15 protein-coding genes are annotated in these 19477 nt (G+C 66.5%); 9 read left to right on the top strand and 6 right to left on the bottom strand.

Annotated elements, in window-relative coordinates; translation table 11 throughout:
* Positions 1-1015: peptide ABC transporter ATP-binding protein (locus tag BWR60_RS26635; RefSeq protein WP_088154684.1), on the top strand; the 1015-nt coding region annotated here is incomplete at its 5' end.
* Positions 1016-1188: 173 nt separating this feature from the next.
* On the opposite strand, the gene acpS is transcribed toward BWR60_RS26635, so the two are convergent.
* The gene (acpS, locus tag BWR60_RS26630; RefSeq protein WP_088154682.1) at positions 1189-1587 is read right to left on the bottom strand and encodes a holo-ACP synthase; all 399 of its coding nucleotides are present in this window, start codon (positions 1585-1587) and stop codon (positions 1189-1191) included.
* A gap of 96 nt (positions 1588-1683) precedes the next feature.
* Between acpS and BWR60_RS36565 the strand changes: the two genes are divergently transcribed.
* Genes BWR60_RS36565 through BWR60_RS36560 form a run of 5 tightly spaced genes read left to right on the top strand, consistent with a single transcriptional unit; the run spans position 1684 to position 4840 of the window.
* Complete coding sequence (locus tag BWR60_RS36565; RefSeq protein WP_144445771.1) at positions 1684-2028, top strand: hypothetical protein; 345 nt, start codon at positions 1684-1686, stop codon at positions 2026-2028.
* Positions 2025-2387, top strand: coding sequence for a helix-turn-helix domain-containing protein (locus BWR60_RS26625; protein ID WP_088154680.1), 363 nt, complete (start codon positions 2025-2027; stop codon positions 2385-2387). The genes BWR60_RS36565 and BWR60_RS26625 overlap by 4 nt, the downstream gene beginning before the upstream one ends.
* Positions 2387-3403, top strand: coding sequence for an ImmA/IrrE family metallo-endopeptidase (locus BWR60_RS26620; RefSeq protein ID WP_088154678.1), 1017 nt, complete (start codon positions 2387-2389; stop codon positions 3401-3403). The genes BWR60_RS26625 and BWR60_RS26620 overlap by 1 nt, the downstream gene beginning before the upstream one ends.
* Complete coding sequence (locus BWR60_RS26615; protein ID WP_088154676.1) at positions 3403-4083, top strand: C1 family peptidase; 681 nt, start codon at positions 3403-3405, stop codon at positions 4081-4083. The genes BWR60_RS26620 and BWR60_RS26615 overlap by 1 nt, the downstream gene beginning before the upstream one ends.
* Positions 4055-4840 (top strand): hypothetical protein, encoded by a 786-nt coding sequence (locus BWR60_RS36560; protein ID WP_144445770.1) that lies wholly within the window; start codon positions 4055-4057, stop codon positions 4838-4840. Before BWR60_RS26615 ends, BWR60_RS36560 begins: the two co-directional genes overlap by 29 nt.
* Positions 4841-5023: 183 nt before the next feature.
* Here the strand turns inward: BWR60_RS36560 and BWR60_RS26610 are convergent, their stop codons facing one another.
* Positions 5024-6253: a nucleoside triphosphate pyrophosphohydrolase family protein gene (locus BWR60_RS26610; RefSeq protein WP_144445769.1), complete on the bottom strand. Its 1230-nt coding sequence runs from the start codon at positions 6251-6253 to the stop codon at positions 5024-5026.
* A gap of 219 nt (positions 6254-6472) precedes the next feature.
* On the opposite strand from BWR60_RS26610, the gene BWR60_RS26605 reads away from it, so the two are divergent.
* The gene (locus tag BWR60_RS26605; RefSeq protein ID WP_088154673.1) at positions 6473-7243 is read left to right on the top strand and encodes an ion transporter; all 771 of its coding nucleotides are present in this window, start codon (positions 6473-6475) and stop codon (positions 7241-7243) included.
* 158 nt (positions 7244-7401) lie between these two features.
* Positions 7402-9039 (top strand): PBSX family phage terminase large subunit, encoded by a 1638-nt coding sequence (locus tag BWR60_RS26600; RefSeq protein ID WP_218823698.1) that lies wholly within the window; start codon positions 7402-7404, stop codon positions 9037-9039.
* A gap of 223 nt (positions 9040-9262) precedes the next feature.
* Here BWR60_RS26600 and BWR60_RS26595 read toward each other — a convergent pair whose 3' ends face one another.
* Positions 9263-10462 (bottom strand): class I SAM-dependent methyltransferase, encoded by a 1200-nt coding sequence (locus tag BWR60_RS26595; protein WP_088154671.1) that lies wholly within the window; start codon positions 10460-10462, stop codon positions 9263-9265.
* Positions 10463-10680: 218 nt separating this feature from the next.
* Between BWR60_RS26595 and BWR60_RS26590 the strand changes: the two genes are divergently transcribed.
* Entirely contained in the window at positions 10681-11130 is a 450-nt protein-coding gene (locus BWR60_RS26590) for an ester cyclase (protein ID WP_088154669.1), read from the top strand.
* A 58-nt stretch (positions 11131-11188) separates the two neighbouring features.
* Here the strand turns inward: BWR60_RS26590 and BWR60_RS26585 are convergent, their stop codons facing one another.
* The 3 genes from BWR60_RS26585 to katG form a co-directional block, all read right to left on the bottom strand.
* Positions 11189-13228 (bottom strand): calcium-binding protein, encoded by a 2040-nt coding sequence (locus tag BWR60_RS26585; protein WP_088154667.1) that lies wholly within the window; start codon positions 13226-13228, stop codon positions 11189-11191.
* Positions 13229-13832: 604 nt separating this feature from the next.
* Entirely contained in the window at positions 13833-16853 is a 3021-nt protein-coding gene (locus BWR60_RS26580) for a cytochrome P460 family protein (RefSeq protein WP_179221959.1), read from the bottom strand.
* 394 nt (positions 16854-17247) lie between these two features.
* Positions 17248-19428, bottom strand: a complete 2181-nt coding sequence (katG, locus tag BWR60_RS26575) for a catalase/peroxidase HPI (protein ID WP_088154665.1) — start codon at positions 19426-19428, stop codon at positions 17248-17250.
* Positions 19429-19477: the final 49 nt, after the last annotated feature.

Below are 19477 nucleotides of genomic sequence, written 5' to 3'. Positions count from 1 at the left end.
GGCCGGGGCCCGGGCCCCCGCTGATTCCTCCGCCCGGGCCCCGGCCCAGACTCCAGTCGTCGAGGCGCGGCAGCTCAGCCGCTTCTACGAGGTCAAGACCTCGCCCTTCAAGGCGGCGCAGACGCTGCGGGCCCTGACCGAGATGTCGTTCTCGCTGCAGGCCGGCAAGACCCTGGCCGTGGTCGGCGAGAGCGGCTGCGGCAAGTCCACCCTCGCCCGTGTCGTCACCATGATCGAGCCGCCGACCGGCGGCGAGCTGACCATCGACGGCATCCCGGTGGCCGCCGCCGACGGCGCCCAGCGCCGCCGCCTGCGCAGCGCGGTGCAGATCGTGTTCCAGGACCCCTACGGCTCGCTGAACCCGCGCAAGAAGGTGGGCGCGATCCTGGAGGAGCCGCTGAAGATCAACACCGCGATGAAGGCGCCGGAGCGGCGGCACGCGGCCGAGGCGATGCTGTCGAAGGTCGGCCTGCGGCCGGAGCATTACGACCGCTATCCGCACATGTTCTCGGGCGGGCAGCGCCAGCGCATCGCCATCGCCCGGGCGCTGATGCTGCGGCCGAAGGTGGTGGTGGCGGACGAGCCGGTGTCGGCGCTGGACGTGTCGATCCAGGCTCAGGTGCTGAACCTGCTGATGGATCTGCAGGAGGAGTTCGGCCTGGCCTATCTGTTCATCAGCCACGGCCTGTCGGTGGTGGAGCACATCGCCGACGATCTGGTGGTGATGTATCTGGGCCGGCCGGTGGAGCATGGCACGAAGGAGGCGATCTTCCGCCATCCGCGCCACCCCTACACCAAGGCGCTCTTGGCCTCGACGCCCTTCGTCGACCAGGCCAAGCGGGCCGAGCGCGTGGTGCTGAAGGGCGAGCTGCCCTCGCCCCTGAACCCGCCCCCGGGCTGCGCCTTCCACCGCCGGTGCCCGTACGCGACGGATGTGTGCAGCGCCGAGCGGCCGGAGCTGCGGCCGGTGGATGGCCGGGATGTGGCGTGCCACCATGCGGAGCAGGTGGGGTGAGGGGCGGTTAGAGCCGCTCCCCTTCTCACGGCCGATATGTAAAAGGTGGAGCGTCGGATGCCACTCATCTGGCGACAGCCAAATTACAGGGCGTGACTTCGCCATAACTAGAGGCCGCGCCTGGACTCAGAGTGGACCTTCGCCAGGGACTCCGAGCCGCATATCCTGCTCGCTCACTTAGGCCGAGCCTCCAGGATCGCTAGCGCTTGGGCGAACTCTCCATCATGAGCAATTGATACGTGAATCTCAGGAATAAAGTCCCTTCCAACCAAGCGCTTTGCACGTCTTGCCGCACCACCAGAGAGTTCGCAGTATGGCTGCCCTGAGCGCCGAGCGAGGATCTCGACATCTGTCCAGCGCACCCGATCTGTAATCCCTGTTCCCAGCGATTTTGCACAGGCCTCTTTCGCCGCGAAGCGGCCCGCATAGAATTGGTTGGGGCTTCTGTGACGCGCGGCCAGAGCTTGCTCGGCAGCACTGAACAGCCGGTTAAGAAAGGCCTGCCCACGCCGTTCGATGGCCTCGGCGACCCGAGCCGAGCCGCATATGTCAGTTCCAATCCCGACGATCATCAACCGTTCCTCTCATGGCCAGTCTCGAAATCGGACAAATCATGTTTGATTTTCGGACAATCAGTGATATATATGTACAAGGCTAAGGAGAAGTCCATGGCGACTGTCACTGCCCCACTGGTCAAGACGGTACCGCCTTATCCGGCAGCCGATGTTGCCGCTGTGCTCCAGGAGGTGCTGCTAACAGCGGTCCGGCAGCTATGTCATCTCAAGGGTCATCCGCTACCGAAGGATGACGAGCAAGTCGTAATCCTGATCATCGAGATCGACTCGCTCACTGTCGTCGAACTCTTGTCTAGCCTCGACGATATTCTGCCATTCAAAGTGACAGAGTCAGTGGTGAAAGCTGGCGGCTATGAGTCGATCGCGGCAGCCGTAAAGCACGTCACGGGTCGAGTCGAAACCAAGTGGAATAAGCACCACGCTGGAGGCAAACCATGACGGCATCCGAACTCTCCGACGGCGAAGCCGAACGTCGGCAACTTGGTGAGAAACTTAGGGAAGCCCGTGAATATGTTGGCTATTCTCAGGATGAGGTAGCAAGCTTCCTAAAAGTACCACGCACCGCGATCACAAATATCGAGTCGGGCCAGCGGAAGGTCGAAGCACTCGAGTTAAAGCGGCTGGCTGAGCTCTATCGCCAACCTGTAAGTCATTTCACGGGAGACGAGGCCGGCACGACACTACCGGCCGACGTAGCCCACTTGGCCCGTCAGGCGGCGGCCCTTTCGCCCAAGGATCGAGAGGAGCTCGGTCGCTTCGCGGAATTTCTCAAGATGCGTGCCACAGGAGCAAAGTGATGGCGGATTACGCCGTCGCAATTCGCAGAGCGACTCTGGAAGCAACTCGGCTGCACAGGGACCTGGGCGTTCAAGCCAAGGCAGTACACGGCGCGGGCCGCGTAGATGTATATGACGCCATCGCGCGCCTTGGTGTGCCACTTTTTTTTACAAAACTCGATGGTTTACTAGGTGTATATCTGAACGATCCGTCACCTGGAGTGTTAGTCACAACGCAGAGGCCTCAAAATCAACAGCGGTTCACTGCGGCTCATGAACTCGGCCATCATTATCTCGGGCACGACCCTAGTCTAGACGACGAGAGCATTCTCCGCCGAGCGCCATTCCAAACCCGCACTGGCGATGACCTCCAAGAGGTCGAGGCGGAAGCCTTCGCAGCTGCCTTTCTGCTGCCGCGATGGCTCCTAGCTTGGCACTGTGAGCGGCAGGATTGGACAATTGCCAGTCTATCCGACCCGGTGAAGGTCTATCAACTCGCACTACGCGTCGGCACCAGTTTCGGAGCCGCTGTTTGGACGTTGCACCGGTACGACGTATTCGACCGTGCCACCGCCCGCGCTATGGCCGCCCTGCAGGTAAAGCGGATTAAGCAAGAGATCCTCCTTGGTTATGAGCCTGAGAACTACCGCGGCGACGTCTGGCTCATCACCGAGCGCGATGCCGACATGCGGATCAACGGTGGGCCGGGTGATTTAGTTGTGGTCCGTCTGCCCGAGCACAGTGGATCCGGCTATTTGTGGCGCGTCGAGGCAATCGACGGCGAGGCCCTAACCGTTGTCGCGGATGGACGGGAGGAGACCGACACCGATGGCATAGGCAGCCCAACTTTGCGGCGCATCACGACAGCGGCCCGGGATCGCCGAGCGGGCGAATTGAGGCTGACCGAGACACGAGCTTGGCAGCCGGCGAAACCGCTAAACACCTTTGCGGTTCAGTACAACCTTGCCGGGGCTGAATTGCAAGGTTGGTACAAGGACCAGCGACAACAGCATCGCCAGGCGCTCGAGGCTGCGTGATGGCGCTGACTGTCCTTAGCGACCTGCGGGCGCAGTTCGGTCCGGCCCGGGACCAAGGTCAGCGTCCCACCTGCCTAGCGTTTGCCGCAAGCGACGCGCACGCGGCGCTACGAGCGCCCTGGAGCCCGCTCTCCTGTGAGTTCGTATTCTATCATGCACAGCGCCGGGCCGGCCGCTCACCATCCTCCGGTGCATCGCTGGCCTACATGCTGACCGCGCTGAGAACCGACGGACAGCCCATTGAAGAGGATTGGCCCTATCTAGACTCACTCCCACCCAATCTCGACAATTATGGGCCGCCGATTCAGGCCAAGGTATTCCGGCGTGACGGGGAACCTCGACCAGAAGGCGTGGACGAGATCATTGCCCAGCTCAGCGCGGGACGACCGGCGGTGGTCTTGATGATGATTTCGGATGCCTTCTACATGCCGAACTCACAGGGGGTGGTGGTTGCGCCAGAGGGCGAAGGACCAGACCCCTTTCGGCGGCACGCCGTGGTCGCCGTAGGGCATGGCGTCATCGACGCGGAGCGGATCATTCTTGTCCGAAACAGCTGGGGCACCGAATGGGGTTTGGATGGGCACGCTTGGCTACCGGAAACCTTCATCGCGCCGCGGCTGACGCGGGTCGCCTTACTTACGGAGGACATACATGTTCCCACAACGGATCTCGCAGCCTAGCTGTGCCACCGCCTGGCTCGCGGCATCCCGCGTTGTGGAAGCCCTTCCTGGGCATGAGGCGCATCATGTGGTTGTCGATATTGAGGATCCCGTTGCCTTGTCCGTACAGGACCGGGCGGTGATCACCGCACTGGACACTTATCTCGAGACACATACTGACACCGGCTTCCTCGTGCGCACGGTTGCCAATACCATTTTCCCTCAAGCCACCTACGAAGCCTACGGTGCGCCTGAATTCTACGATGTCTATATCAAGAAGGTGTTTCCGAGGCTCAGGCGTTCGAGCCAGGACTGGGGACGCTACTTCGAGCGCATGATCGCCTTTCCAACGTCAGACGGCACAGAAAATCTGCTCGACAAGCTGGTCAGAAAGATGAAGCGAAATGTCGATAGCGGCCGGCCATATCGGAACATTTATGAACTGCCAATTTATAATCCGATCAAGGATGCCGAAGGGCGACCGCGCGGCGGCCAATGTCTGAGCTTTCTCAGCTTCAAGCTCGACAGAGACCAAAGACTCCTGCTCTCAGCGGTCTACCGAAATCACTATTACACGGAGAAGCTGCTTGGCAACCTAGTCGGCTTGGGGCGCCTAATGCGGTTCGTCGCGGACGGGGTCGGTGTTACCGTTGGGCCACTATCAATACTTTCGACACATGCGGAGATCGACACCGGCAATGGAACGCGGGCAGACCTAAAAGCGCTTCACGATCGGTGTTCCCAGATTGTGGCCGACCCAACCTCGAAGGCCGCCTGAGGTCAAATTAGCTGAATAATTCCGGGCCGAAGGGTGTGGTTGACGCCATAGTAGGCATAGGCGCTATTGAGGAATTCCGTTCTGCCCCCTTAGCTGGGAGTGCCGAACCCGGCAGCGATTCCACATCGAAGCGGAGATCGGCACGCCGATCAACAAACGTTTCGACGGATACATTGACGCTGTTCATTGGACAGGCTCGAACTCTATGGTACGGCGCTCCAGGTCGATCTTGACTGCGCCGCCACGATGACGCCGCAACTCCCTGAAAATGCGGAACCCTTCAAGGATTGCGCGCTCCCATTGCCAAAGGGGACGGGCCTCAACCTCGTAGCCGCGAACCAGCTCATGGACTGCTTTGAGTAGCCCATAGTCAAGATTGCTGGTGTTGCGAAAATCAGCGTTCCGGGCGCCATGGTTAAAAATCCAGGTTGAGATACCCTCTTCGATGATGCTGGCCCGTGCCCCATCTTCGTTCTCGTCGATATCTGGGCGGCTCTTTCTCTTTAGCTTTAGGAGCCCCCTAAGCGTTGGTGACCATCCGAGAATAGCCGCAAACGCCAAATGAAAGACGTCGTGGAAGCGGTAATCATCCGGCTCGTGGCGGTTATCGGTTAGCCGGCTACCAATATTTACGCCATTGAGTTGCTGAGTGACGTACGGGCGCCCCCCCACCGTGTGTTCTTTAAACACCATGGTCATCCTAGAGGGGAACTGTTCCTCGGGTGGAAAGTCTGCATCGAACAATGCACCCCAGTCCGGTTCGTCAGGCCAACGGCCAAGCGTCTTAACAATGTTGCGGCGAGCGGCTTCATCGAGGCTGACCTCGGCATCGTCCGCGGCCGCTAGCAGCGCGCGGAAGATTTCGACGAGATCGGCAGACAGCACGTCCCGATTAACGGCGATACGGCCGCTGCTCCAATCTTCAAGAAGATGGCCGACCTTGCCTGCAAGAGCGAGTAACCGGTGCTCGACCGCTGCTGTGACCATCGGACCTGCAAAGTGCTGATTTGCACGCTGTAGGTCGGAGAAGGTCGTCGCGCCTGCTCGCCCCCGGTAGTCCCAGTTGTCAAGCTTTGCCGGCATGCGCTGGGCGATGACGGATAGCGGGAGACCAGCGCGGAGCGCTGTGTTTGCGAAATACCACAGGCTGTCACCCAATTCCTCAAGGACGGTATCATGGTAGGCAACGAAGGCGTCCTTATCGCGCCGCTTCTTTTTTAGAGCGCTGAGCAGGCTGCCAATCTCACCGAAGAGTCCCAAAAGAACGAAGCCCAACCCTTCCGTTCCAGGCCGATCGTTCCGATCGGTCCGGATGGTAAACTGCTGATATTCATCGAGTCCGACCGGGATGTCCGCGTCGTCGAATAGCGAACGCTGCGGACGCAACAACTCCGTTTCTTTTGCCTTGGTCACTTCGAGGCTCCCCACCCCGGCCATAATGCGGCTGATCCACCTAGCAACAAACTGACCTGGGGATATGGAATTGATAAAAAATACCAGAATACCTGGAAAAATTTATCCATATAGGATGTCACAGAGTGCCCAGTCCGCATAGCCCCGGAATACTCACCGTGGCAGCAAAACCCGATCAGGCATCATTCTAAACAAGAATACCCACCCCGGAGCCCCACCATGGACTGGCGCAAGCATGTTCGCACCGCCCTCGACGGCCGGCATCCCGGGCTGGGGCATCGGGTCGAGCTTGGGCTGCACGCGCTGATCCTCTACTCCGCCCTGGAGATGGGGGTCGAGACCCTGCCCCACCTGCCGGGCTGGGCCGCCACGGCGCTCTCCGTCTCCGAAATCGTCGTCGTCGCGGTGTTCACGATCGAATACGTGCTGCGCCTCGCCACCGCCCCCGCCCCGGGCGCCTATGCGCGCAGCTTCTTCGGCATCGTCGACCTGCTGGCGATCGCCCCCTTCTATCTCGGCCTGGCCTTCATCGGCTTCGGCCTCGACCTGCGCGCCGTCCGGGCGCTGCGGCTGCTGCGCCTGGTCCGGCTCTTGAAGCTGGCCCGCTACACCAGCGCCATCGACCGCCTGGCCGCCGCCTGGCGCGTGGTCAAGGAGGAGGTCATCGTCTTCGGCGTGGCGGCGCTGATCGTCCTCTATGTCTGCGCCCTCGTCATCTTCCAGTTCGAGCACGACGCCCAGCCCGAGGCCTTCGCCTCGGTGCTCGACGCGATGTGGTGGGCCGCGGTGACGCTGACCACCGTCGGCTATGGCGACATCTACCCTGTCACGCCGGTCGGCCGGGTGTTCACCGTGCTGATGCTGTTCGTGGCGCTGGGCATCATCGCCATCCCGACCGGGCTGGTCGCCTCGGCCCTCAGCGCGATCCGCACCCGCGAGGAGGCCGCGGCCCGGGAGCCGGAGCCGCCCCCGGCGGAGCCCCCCGGCTGAGCCGGACGCCGCCGCCGGCCCGCGCGGAAAGGCCCTGCCGGCTTATGTTCCTGATTTGTTCTTGACACGACGCCGCGTCGCGCCGCATCATTCAGGCAGAGTCCAACATCTGCGCCCGCCCGGCCCCGCCGCGGCGGGCTTTTTCATGCGAGGTCAGGATGCAAGGCGATGAGATCGAAGGGCTGCCGCTGCGCTGGGACAATTTCGCCTGGTGCTTCGCGCATCACGGCAACGCCGCCCGCGCGGCGCGGGAGGCCGGGTTCTCGCCGCGCAGCGCCGCCCAGGTCGGCTGCGAGATGCTGGGGCGGCCGCAGGTGGTGGTCCGCTGCTTCCAGTATGTGGCGCTGCTGCGGGCCGGGGGGCGGCCCCCGCCGCCGGATGTGGTGCGCCGGCTGGGCGACATCGGCCGGGCCCGCCGCCTGCGCCGCCGCACCGCCCGGTGCGACGCCGGCCACCTGCCGGCGATGGACGCGGCGTTCCAGGATTTCTGCCGCGACCAGGGGCTGAGCGGGACGGGCCTGGTGCCGGCGCCGCAGGACCCGTCCGAGCCGGCGGAGGAGCCGCCGCCCTGGGTGGTCTCCGGCCCGCCCCTGCCCGCCTTGCCCGAGCCCGGCCTGCCGCCCCGGCTCCGGTCGCTGCTGCGGCCGGCGCGCTACAAGGCCGTGCATGGCGGCCGCGGCTCCGGCAAGTCGCACGCCTTCGCCGAGCTCTTGGTGCGGCGCTGTGTCGAGGCGGCGCCGCTGCGCGCCGTGTGCATCCGCGAGGTGCAGCGCTCGCTCGACCAGTCGGTCAAGCGGCTGGTCGAGGACAAGATCCAGGCGCTGGGCCTCGGCGCCGCCTTCCGGGTGCAGGCCGACCGGATCCTCGGGCCGCGGGGCGGCCGCATCATCTTCCAGGGCATGCAGACCCACACCGCCGAGAGCATCAAGTCGCTGGAGGGCTACGACGTCGCCTGGGTGGAGGAGGCGCAGGCCCTGTCCTGGCGCAGCCTGGACCTGCTGCGCCCCACCATCCGCAAGCCGGGGTCGGAGCTGTGGTTCTCCTGGAACCCGACGCGGGAGAGCGACCCGGTCGACAAGCTGTTCCGCGGCGGCCCGCCGCCGCCCGATGCGCGGGTGCTGGAGGCCAACTGGCCCGACAACCCGCATTTCCCCGAGGTGCTGAAGGCCGAGATGGAGTGGGACCGGGCGCGCGACCCGGACAAGCACCAGCATGTCTGGCTCGGCGGCTACCAGAAGGCCAGCGAGGCGCGGGTGTTCCGCAACTGGCGGGTGGAGGCGTTCGAGACGCCGCCCGGCGCCGGCTTCCTGCTCGGCGCCGACTGGGGCTTCGCCCAGGACCCGACCGTGCTGCTGCGCTGCTTCATCGAGGGGCGGACGCTGTTCGTCGACCACGAGGCCTATCGCGTCGGCTGCGAGATCGACCGCACGCCGGAGCTGTTCGACACCGTGCCGGGGTCGCGGCAGCTGACCATCGTCGCCGACAGCGCCCGGCCGGAGACCATCAGCTACATGCAGCGCCACGGCTTCCCCGACATCCGCCCGGCAGCGAAGGGCGGCGGGTCGGTCGAGGACGGCATCGCCTTCCTCAAGGCGCACGACATCCTGGTGCATCCGCGCTGCCGGCATTTGGCCGACGAGCTGGCGCATTACAGCCACCGCGTCGACCCGAAATCCGGCGAGATCCTGTCCGAGCTGGAGGACCGCGGCAACCACGCCATCGACGCGCTGCGCTACGCCGTCGAGGGCCGGCGCCGCGGCAGCTACGACGCCTCGCTGAAATGGGTGGGGACGTGATGGCGGGGGTGGGCGCTTTCGCGTGACCTCTCCCGCAAGCAAGGCCTTTTACAACGCTTGATCCCTCGCCGTCATTGCGAGGAGGCGAAGCCGACGAAGCAATCCAGGGGCCGGTTCGCACTGGCCCCTGGATTGCTTCGCTGCGCTCGCAATGACGGTGTTGGAATTCTGAAAGGCTCCCGCCGGACGCGGGAGAGGTCACGCGTGAGACGATCGCGACCTGTCAGGCCGCCACGGCCGGGCGCTGGTACAGGGCCGGGGTCGGGAACGGCAGCAGGGCCTTGCCGCCGCGCTCCATATAGGGGGCGATGCGGTCCAGCATGCCCTGGTAGGACGCGCTGGCCAGCAGCACCACGCCCGGGCCGCCCTCGTTCACGGTGTCGGGCGACTGGATCGGCAGGCCCAGCCCCTCGATCTCGATGTTCCACTTCTTCGGGTTGCCGTCATAGATCGCGGTGATCTCGGACGGGTCGAGCGAGGTCGAGCTGATCAGGTTGGTGAAGTAGTTGCCGATGCCGTAGACCGCCATCGGCAGCCCCTGGCGGCGGATTTCGGCCAGCACCGCGTCGTAATGCGCGACATAGTCGCGGTACTTGCGGCGGAACTCATGCGCCAGGGCGACGTCGACCGCCACGTCGTCGGTCGGCAGCGTGGCGTGGGCGGTCTTGCGGCAGACGGCGCGCAGGATGCCCTTGTGCGAGGTCACCGTGCCGTCGAAGCCGTGCCGCCGCATCGCCCGCAGCAGCGAGCTGGCGGTGAAGTAGTTCGGATGCTCGTACATCCAGAACGGCGCGCCCTCCGCCATCACGATCCCGCAATCCGGCACCTCGATGCAGACGAAGCCGTTCTCGCGCGTCACCTTGCGCAGGCCGCCGAGGAACACGTCCGGCTCGGTCACATGCTCCAGCACCAGGCGGTTGCTGACGAAGTCGAAGCTGTCGGCCGGGAAGGTGTCGGGAGTGAAGTAGTCGAGCGTGGTCTTGATGCCGAAGGCGCGCTCGGCCTCGGCCGCCGCGGCCTCGTTCGGGTCGCAGCCATGCACGCTCATGCCGGCGTCCTGCAGCCGGGCCAGGAAGCGGCCGTCATACGAGCCGATCTCGAGCGCATGGCCGGTCATCGGCACGCCGCTGGCGACCAGGAACTCCAGGAACTCGCGGTGCCGCTCGTCCATCTCGGCGTCGGAGGCGAAGGTCGGGTAGGAGCCGTAGTATCTGCTGTAGATCTCGTCCAGCGCCTCGCGGTTCGGCGGCAGCAGCTGCATCGAGGTGCCGCAGGAATGGCACAGCCCGACCGTCATCGGCACCGTGCGCCAGATGCTCTCGAACTCCGTCGGCCGGATCAGGTAGTTGTATGTCTCGATCTCGACCAGGACTTCCAGTTCGGAGCCGCCGCAATGCGGGCAACGGTCGATGGTTTTATTCATATCCGGCAATCTCCCACCGATACGCAATGAGGTGACAACTGAACCGTCATAAGGCGCTGTGCAAATCCGCCGGCGCCACGCTAGCGCAACTCCCGATCCGGCGACAGCGCCGTTTTGGCGATTGCGCGGCAACAACCGGAGTTCGGCGGCGCGCCCCGGATCCGATCCTTCGCCCGGGCCGCAGGACGGCCCTCGAGGCAACCGAAGGATCCATCCCGATGAGCAAGGCAGAGGACAACAAGGCCGTGGTCGGCCGCTGGTTCACCCAGTTCTGGGGCCGCGACTGCGACCTCGCGGTGGTCGACGCGCTGGCCGCGCCGGACATGCTGCTGCAGTACTCGCTGCACGCGCCCCGCCGCGGCCGCGACGACATCAAGGCGTTCATGCGCGATTTCCGGACGGCCTTCCCCGATTTGGCCTTCCGGGGCACGGCCGAGCTGATCGCCGAGGGCGATCACGTGGTCGGCCGGTGGGAGGGCGGCGGCACCCACACCGGCCCGGCCTTCGCCGATTTCCTGGCCGGCTCGCTGCCGGCCGCGACCGGCCGCCGGATGCGCTTCACCGGCACCACGGTGCTGAAGGTGATCGACGGCCGGATCGTGGAGGAGATCGGCCTCGACGACGGCGTCGCCGCGCTGACCCAGCTGGGGCTGATCCGGGCGGCGTGACCCCGGTCCGCGGAGCAACGGGGCCGGGCGCCTGGCGACGCCCGGCCCCTTGGGAAGGCTACAGCACGAAATCCGCCGCCGTCAGGGCGTGGTCGGAATACACGGTGATGATCGAATCCGGCTGCTTGTCGCCGTTGACGTCGAGATAGACGCCATAGCGGCTGCCGCCGAAATCGACCACCCGCAGCTCGCCCGCAGCGCCGGTGAAGCCGCCGGTGCCGAAGGTGAAGGCGGTGTCGCCCGGGCCGGCGCCGTTGGCGTCGATCGACGACAGGTCGATATGGTCGCCGGTCGAGAAGTCCACGATCGTGTCCTTGCCCGACGCGGCCACGGTGCTGTCGCCGATGCTGGTGTAGTCGAACCGGTCGTTGCCGGCCCCGCCCTTCAGCACGTCGGCACCGCCCGCGCCCTGGATCGTGTCGTCCCCGGCCCCGCCCCAGAAGGTGTTGTTGCCGTTGTCGCCGGTCAGGCTGTCATTGAAGGCGGATCCGTACACCTGCTCGATGCCGGTCAGCGTGTCGCCATCGGCGTCGCCGTTGAGGCCGATGCCCGCCTGGAGATGGACCACCACCCCCTGGGAGGAATTGGCATAGGACGCGGTATCGATGCCGGCGCCGCCGTCGATCGCGTCGGCGTCGGCCCCGCCTTCGATGATATCGTTGCCGTCATTGCCGTTGATCGTGTCGGTGCCGGCCCCGCCCGAGATGGTGTCGTCGCCGGCGCCGCCGTTCAGCGTGTCGGTCCCGGCGCCGCCGTCGATCGAGTCGTTGTTGGCGCCGCCATTGGCGATGTCGTCGCCGTCGCCGCCGACGAGCCGGTCGTTGCCGTCGCCGCCGTCGAGGTTGTCGTTGCCCGCCTCGCCCGAGAGCGAGTCGTCGCCGCCATTGCCGACGAGCGTGTCGTTGCCCAGCTCGCCGCCGATGATGTTGCGGCCGGCGTCGCCGGTCAGCGTATCGTCGAAGCTGGAGCCGTACAGGTTCTCGATGCTGGTCAGCACGTCGCCGGCGGCGTCGCCGCCGCTGTTGACGTTGGTCGTCAGGTTGACGTTCACCGCCGCCGAGGAGCCCTGGTAGTTGGCGAAGTCCGACCCCGCGCCGCCGTCGATGGCGTCGGACCCGGCGCCGCCGCGGATGGTGTCGTTGCCGTCCAGGCCGAGGATGGTGTTGTTCGCCGCGTCGCCATAGAGATGGTCGATGAAGGCGGTACCGGTGATGTTCTCGATCCCGGTCAGCGTGTCGCCCTGGGCGTCGCCGCCGCTGCCGGTGCCGGCCGCCAGGTCGACGGTGACGCCGGCGCCCGAGCCGGAATAGTCCGCCGTGTCGACGCCACCCTGGCCATCGAGGGCGTCGGCCCCGGCGCCGCCGATGAGCGTGTCGTTGCCGAGGCCGCCGGTGAGGGTGTCGTTGCCGGCCGAGCCGACCAGGCGCTCGATCCCGGTCAGCGTGTCGCCCTGGGCGTCGCCGCCCGTGCCGGTGCCGGTGGTCAGGTTCACGGTGACCGGCGCGGCCGAGCCGGAATAATCCGCCGTGTCATTGGTGCCGGCGCCGCCCTGCAGCGAATCGGCCCCGCCGCCGCCGATGAGGATGTCGTTGCCGGCACCGCCGAGCAGGATGTCATTGCCGCCCTGGCCGTCGAGCCTGTCGTCGCCGCCCTGGCCGTTCAGGGTGTTGGACGCGGCGCTGCCGCTGAGATTGTCGCCGCCGGAGTTGGAACCGATCAGGTTGACGATGCCGACCAGGTAATCGCCCTGGGCGTCGCCGCCGAAGCCCTGCGAGGCGCCGGTCAGCTGGATGTTGATGCCCAGGATCGGCAGGGTCAGGCTGACCAGCACCGACAGGTCGACGGTCACGCCGTCGACCGAGGTGGTGTAGTCCGCCGCATCGACACCGGAGAGGGTGATGATGCCGGCCGCGTTCAGCAGGCCGCCGATGATCACGTCCGCCCCGGCGCCGCCGCGGATGACGTCGTCGCCGGACCAGCCGATGGCGACGTCATCGCCGCCCAGCGCGTCCACGAAGTCGTTTCCGATGGCCTGGACCGGGCCGAGGATGAGATCCGGGAGGATTTCGGCGCTATTGCTGCCGGTAAAGGTAGCCATCAATAATTCTCCTAAAAATCCGTGGATATGAAATCCAACTGTGCATCTCCCGGTCCGCGACGCAAGGGAAATGAACGCCTCTCGGCAGATTCCGTCGGCGTCTGAACATCCGGCCATGCAGATTCCATCGCGGTGGCGCGCCCCTGCAGCAGCGCGCAGCACCGGGCGGTGGCGGCCCTCATCCCCGCAAGCGCAGCCGAGCGAGAAGGTCGCCAGCGCCTGCAGCCGTTCCGACAGCATGGTGCGCGAGATCCGCGGGATGCCCGTGTGACCTCTCCCGCTTGCGAGACCTTTTCAGAATATCCTTCGGATTGTCTCTGAGGTTCGCAACGACATCGGTCGAAAGCAAAATGAGTCCCCCCTCCCCTCGCGGGAGGGGGATAGGGGGAGGGGGTTTTCAACGCCAGAGCCGGCCAGAAACTTAGTGATCTGGCCCCGGCGGCGAAACCTGTCCTTTGCCCATTCGCGCGCGGACGCGCGCAGACCCCTCCCCCTGCCCCCCTCCCGCAAGGGGAGGGGGGACAAGAAAGGAGCGGGGTAGCTCCATTCTGAAAAGGTCCCGCTTGCGGGAGAGGCAACGCGAAAACCATTCGGCGCAGCATGCTCAGGGCAGGGCCACCGCGCCGCTCGACACCACGGCCAGCTTCCAGCCGTCGACCTGGGTGCCCTCGACATCCAGGTGGCCGACCAGGAATTTCAGCCGCTCCGGGTCGTCGCCGGTCGCCGTGCACATCCGGTCCTGCAGGTAGAAGGGCGGCTGTGCCTGGTAGTAGAGCGTGGCCTTGACCGTGACCGGGCGGCTGCCCGCCGGCAGGTCGGACAGCGGCAGGTCGTAGACCAGGCTGTCGCCGCCGCCGCTGACATAGTCGGGATCGTCGCCGACGCCGGTGGAGCCGGCCTCCTCCGCCAGCTCCTCGCCGGCGCCCAGGGCCTTGGCGATCTCGGTGCGGTCGGCCAGCGGCAGAGTGCCCTGCGGCAGGATACGGTTGTCCTTCACCGTGGTGCAGATCGACAGGAAGCTGGTGGTCAGCATGCCCTGCGGGGCCTTGCCGGGGCCGCACATCGCGGCGATGGCGTTCGGCGGCGGGGTCGACACCAGTTCCTGGTAGATCTGGGCCTGGTCCTGCCGGCTGATCGTCTGGAAATGCGGCTGCATCAGCCGCGCCTCCGGCCGGATGCGGGACTTGCAGTCGTCGGTCCACCAGTATTCGCCGTCCAGTGGCGTGCCGGCCTGGTCGACCAGCGCGCCCGCCGCGTTGGTGCGGCCGGAGGCCCAGAGCGTGTCGCCGTTGCCGTCCAGCACCTGGAACTCGACGAAGGCGCGGCGGAAGCCGACGCCGGAGGGCAGCTTGTGCCCGGTCCTGCTGCGCACGGTCACGGTCGCCTGCAGCCGGCCGCCGGCGGTCGACACCTTGCCGACGCTGACATCCGCGGTCTGGCTGGCGGCAAAGTCGAGCATCGCCTGCTCGGTCCGTACCAGCGGGGCGACGCCGCGGGTCAGCATCGGGTCCGCGGCGGGGATGCCGAGCACGTCGGGGAATTGCTGCGCGATCTTGATCAGGAAGACGTTCAGCCCGACCAGCGTGTGGGCGGCGAAGCCGTCGCGCACCGGCAGGTCGATATCCTCCGGCCCGAGGTTGTTCTCGGCCTCCGGGAAGTTGCTGTATTCCTGGATGCTGGCGATTTTGCTGCGCATCGGCTTGCCGTCCGCCGTCTTCGACGGCATGTGGCAGTCCTGGCAGGACTGGGCCAGGCTGCCGGGGCCGAGCGGCAGCGGCCCATCGGGCGTGGCGCCGGTGCGGTAGGCGCTGAACGCCCATTCCGGATAGGTCGTCTGCTCGTAGATATGGGTGATGATCGCCGGGCCCTGCGTGGCCGCCTGGGCCGGCGCCGTCGTCTGGAAGGCGGGCTGGACCGCCGGCTGCAGCACCGGCAGGTGCACGGTGTGGCAGCTGCCGCAGACCTCGGAGCTGGTGATCGCCGCGTTGTGCTCCGGCGTGATGCCGAGCGCGTTCTGCATCGGCTTGACCTGCGGCTTCTCGAACGGGCCGATCAGCTTGTCGGGCGCGCCGACGAGGAAGCTGCCGGTGAAGGTGCGGGCGAAGCCGGTGTTGTCCGGGTTCAGGAAGTCCTGCCGCTTGGCGATGCAGGCGTTCTCCGGCGCGTCGGCGACGCCCGCGGCGGCCTGGCCGAGCGCCATGCGGTGGCAGGACGTGCAGGAGATGCCGTCGCGGGCGAGCGCGCCGTATTTCGCCAGCGCCGCGGTGGGGTTGCCGTCCGGCCAGGGCACCGCGTTCACCATCTCGCGGGTGAAGTCGAGGCATTTGCCGGAATCGGCGAAGGTGTCGATGTGGAACTGCCGCTGGCCCTGGATGCCGTGGCAGCCGAGGCAGGTGTCCTGGACGATCTGCTTCGCATCGGGATGGAAGCTCTGGGTCTCGCTGGCCAGCTGGGCGAAGAAGAACGGGTCGCGCCCGGCCAGCCCCATCGGCGAGCTGCGCCAAGTGGCGTAGGGCGACAGGTTGATCAGGGTGTCGCCATGCGGGTTCGGCACCGTCATGTCGAATTGCAGCCCGGTGCTGCCGGCGTCGTGGCAGCCCAGACACTGGGTCGAGGAGACGAACTGGTCCGCCGCGCGCGGGCCGCCGGCGGCGACCCAGGTGTTGTCGTAGCTGGCCGACGGCATCATCGGCACCGAATCCCAGCCCGGCATCTTCAGCAGATAGGCGCGCAGCGCCTGGTCGACCGCCTGGTCGGCCTGGTACAGCGGCTCGCCCAGCCGGGTCACGTCGTCGGGTGGCAGGGTGACGGCGCGGTGATGGTCCGGCGGCGTCGGCGGCGAGAACCAGGACTGGCTGAGATAGACCAGCGGCCGCCCCGGCTCGCCCTCCATGTTGCGCGGCGAGGCGAAGGTCAGGTTGTCCTTGGCCGAGGCGTGGCAGTTCATGCAGTACTGGGCGAAGCCCATGTTGCCGATGCCGTTGTTCGGGCTCGCCGGCCAGTCGGGCGACCAGCCGCCATTCGGCCCGAAGCCGTACCAGCCCCAGAACCAGCCGTCATGCGAGGCCTTGCTGTCGCGGATCATCACCGCGGCGCCGGAGGTCGGGTACAGCTTCACCGGATCGACATCGGCGCAGGCGGCGGCCGGATACGGGAACATCTCCTTGACCATGATCGCCCCGTCCGGCACCGGGGGCGGCGGGTTCGCCCCCGCGGTCTCGCCGGAGCGGTGGGCGACCAGCCAGTCGGCCATGTCGGGCGAGTACCAGATCACCACCGGGGTGTGGGTGCCGAAGCCTTTGCCCTGCCAGGCGCCGTCCGCCAGAGTCGCGGTGAAGGGGCCGGCGTCGCGGACATGCTTGTCGCGGCGCCAGCCGGAGGCGGCGTCGCGGTGGCAATAATTGCCGAAGAACTGGTTGAGCTTGGCCTCGTACTGGTCGAGCGGCAGGGCCGAGGGGTGGCGCACGGCGTCGATCAGGCTCTTGCACAGATCCGGGTCGGTCGGCAGCAGCGGCTGGGCCTGTTCTGCGGTGCAGCGGCCCGGGTCGGCGAAGGCCGGCGCGGTGAGGAGAAGGAGGGCCAGCAGGAGACCCGCCCGTCGCGCCGCCCCGCGGAGCCGCGCCATCGGGCTCCGGCCGCTCGAATCCATTGCTTGCTGCATGACGCCCCCCGGCGGCTTGCCAATTCCTCGACGCAAATAGAAAGGCGGCCGATGTGCCGGCCGAATTCAGCAATTCCTAAAACAGGATCAGCCTATCACCCGAGATCGGTGAGATCGAATTGCTTAATTCGCGAATAATTTTTTCTAAATGCAACCAGAACGAGATCTTACCCCGCTAGAGGCCGTCATGGCGAGGCGCGCAGCGCCGTGGCCATCCATGGCCGGTGCGAGCGGCCTCTGGATGGCCACGCCCCTACGGGGCTCGCCATGACGGGTTTGTATTCCGGCGGTCTCGAATAACAGGCCGCAGACCGGAGCAGCCCCCCGGCAACCGGTGCCGGGAGGCCTGCCGCCGGAGTCAGGCGATGTCGAACCGGTCGAGGTTCATCACCTTGGTCCAGGCCGCGGCGAAGTTCTTGGCGAACTGCGCCTGGCCGTCGGAGCTGCCATAGACCTCGGCCAGCGCCCGCAGCTGCGAGTGCGAGCCGAAGATCAGGTCCGCGCGGGTGGCGGTCCAACGGGCCTCTTCCGTCTTCCGGTCCCGGCCCACGAACACGCCATGCGCATCCGGCGACGGCTGCCACTGCGTGCCCATATCGAGCAGGTTGACGAAGAAGTCGTTGCTCAGCACGCCCGGCCGCTGGGTGAGGACGCCATGCTTGGAGTCCCCGGCATTGGCGCCCAGCACGCGCAGGCCGCCGACCAGGGCCGTCAGCTCGGGCGCGGTCAGCGTCAGCAGCTGCGCCCGGTCGACCAGCAGCTCCTCGGGCGGCAGCGGGTGCGTGCCGCCGCCGAGATAGTTGCGGAACCCGTCGGCCTTCGGCTCGAGCGGCGCGAAGGAGTCGACATCGGTGTGGTCCTGGGTCGCGTCGGTGCGGCCCGGGGTGAAGGCCACCTGGACGTCCTGCCCGGCATCCTTCGCCGCCTTCTCGACCGCCGCGCCGCCGGCGAGGACGATCAGGTCGGCCAGCGAGATCTTCTTGCCGCCGGCCGCCGAGGCGTTGAACTCCTTCTGGATCGCCTCGAGCCTGGCCAGCACCGCCGCCAGCTGCGCCGGCTGGTTCACCGCCCAGTCCTTCTGCGGCGCCAGGCGGATGCGCGCGCCGTTGGCGCCGCCCCGCTTGTCGGAGCCGCGGAAGGTCGAGGCCGAGGCCCAGGCGGTGGCGACCAGCTGCGGCACGGTGAGGCCGGAGGCGAGGACCTTGGCCTTCAGCGCCGCGACGTCCGCCGCGTCGACCAGCGGGTGGTCGACCGCGGGCACCGGATCCTGCCAGGGCAGGATCTCCTGCGGCACCAGCTTGCCGAGATACCGGGCGCGCGGGCCCATGTCGCGATGGGTCAGCTTGAACCAGGCGCGGGCGAAGGCGTCGGCGAACTGCTCCGGATGCTCGTAGAAGCGCCGCGAGATCTTCTCATAGGCCGGGTCGAAGCGCAGCGACAGGTCGGTGGTCAGCATGCCCGGGGCGTGCCGCTTCGACGGGTCGTGCGCGTCCGGCACCTGGCCGGCGCCGGCGCCGTTCTTCGGCGTCCACTGATGGGCGCCGGCCGGGCTTTTGGTCAGCTCCCATTCATATTCGAACAGGTTCCGGAAGAACTCGTGGCTCCACTTCGTCGGCGTCGAGGTCCAGGTCACCTCCAGGCCGCTGGTGATGGCGTCGCCGGCGAAGCCAGTGCCATGGCTGCTCATCCAGCCCAGGCCCTGGTTGACGATGTCGGAGCCTTCCGGCTCCTTGCCGACCTTGGCGGCGTCGCCGGCGCCATGGGTCTTGCCGAAGCTGTGGCCGCCGGCGATCAGGGCCACCGTCTCCTCGTCATTCATCGCCATCCGGGCGAAGGTCTCGCGGATGTCGCGGGCCGCGGCCACCGGGTCCGGGTTGCCGTTCGGGCCTTCCGGATTGACGTAGATCAGGCCCATCTGCACGGCGCCGAGATGGCCCTGCAACTCGCGGTCGCCGCTGTAGCGCTCATCGCCCAGCCACTTGCCCTCGGGGCCCCAGAAGATGTCCTGGTCGGGCTCCCAGGTGTCCGGGCGGCCGCCGGCGAAGCCGAAGGTCTTGAAGCCCATCGATTCGAGCGCGACGTTGCCGGTCAGGATCAGCAGGTCGGCCCAGGACAGCTTGCGGCCGTATTTCTGCTTGATCGGCCACAGCAGGCGGCGGGCCTTGTCGAGATTGCCGTTGTCCGGCCAGCTGTTCAGCGGCGCGAAGCGCTGCTGGCCCCGACCGCCGCCGCCCCGGCCGTCGCCGATGCGGTAGGTGCCGGCGCTGTGCCAGGCCATGCGGATGAACAGGCCGCCATAATGGCCGAAATCGGCCGGCCACCACTCCTGCGAATCGGTCATCACGGCCCGCAGGTCCTTGATCACCGCATCCAGGTCGAGAGTCTTGAATTCCTTGGCGTAATCGAACGACTCGCCCATCGGGTCGGAGAGGGCGGAGTGCAGGTGGAGCACCGAAAGGTTCAGCTGGTCCGGCCACCAGTCGCGGTTGCTGTGACCGCGGTTGCCGCCGGTGACGGGGCACTTGCCTTCGCTGGCCATGTTCCCTCCGTTCGCGCTGCTCAGTTTTGAGTCGTTCTAAACTAGAACG

This window comes from Inquilinus limosus (genome assembly GCF_002195995.1).
GTDB lineage: Bacteria > Pseudomonadota > Alphaproteobacteria > DSM-16000 > Inquilinaceae > Inquilinus > Inquilinus limosus_C.
Note: the sequence above shows the minus strand (reverse complement) of the source record. Positions and strands in the feature narration are given on the sequence as shown.

Bases quoted from the DNA above. Each gene is read 5' to 3' on its own strand.
- acpS (WP_088154682.1), bottom strand. From the start codon at position 1,587: ATGATCGTCGGGATTGGAACTGACATATGCGGCTCGGCTCGGGTCGCC.
- BWR60_RS36565 (WP_144445771.1), top strand. From the start codon at position 1,684: ATGGCGACTGTCACTGCCCCACTGGTCAAGACGGTACCGCCTTATCCG.
- BWR60_RS26625 (WP_088154680.1), top strand. From the start codon at position 2,025: ATGACGGCATCCGAACTCTCCGACGGCGAAGCCGAACGTCGGCAACTT.
- BWR60_RS26620 (WP_088154678.1), top strand. From the start codon at position 2,387: ATGGCGGATTACGCCGTCGCAATTCGCAGAGCGACTCTGGAAGCAACT.
- BWR60_RS26615 (WP_088154676.1), top strand. From the start codon at position 3,403: ATGGCGCTGACTGTCCTTAGCGACCTGCGGGCGCAGTTCGGTCCGGCC.
- BWR60_RS36560 (WP_144445770.1), top strand. From the start codon at position 4,055: ATGTTCCCACAACGGATCTCGCAGCCTAGCTGTGCCACCGCCTGGCTC.
- BWR60_RS26605 (WP_088154673.1), top strand. From the start codon at position 6,473: ATGGACTGGCGCAAGCATGTTCGCACCGCCCTCGACGGCCGGCATCCC.
- BWR60_RS26600 (WP_218823698.1), top strand. From the start codon at position 7,402: ATGCAAGGCGATGAGATCGAAGGGCTGCCGCTGCGCTGGGACAATTTC.
- BWR60_RS26595 (WP_088154671.1), bottom strand. From the start codon at position 10,462: ATGAATAAAACCATCGACCGTTGCCCGCATTGCGGCGGCTCCGAACTG.
- BWR60_RS26590 (WP_088154669.1), top strand. From the start codon at position 10,681: ATGAGCAAGGCAGAGGACAACAAGGCCGTGGTCGGCCGCTGGTTCACC.
- BWR60_RS26585 (WP_088154667.1), bottom strand. From the start codon at position 13,228: ATGGCTACCTTTACCGGCAGCAATAGCGCCGAAATCCTCCCGGATCTC.
- BWR60_RS26580 (WP_179221959.1), bottom strand. From the start codon at position 16,853: ATGGCGCGGCTCCGCGGGGCGGCGCGACGGGCGGGTCTCCTGCTGGCC.
- katG (WP_088154665.1), bottom strand. From the start codon at position 19,428: ATGGCCAGCGAAGGCAAGTGCCCCGTCACCGGCGGCAACCGCGGTCAC.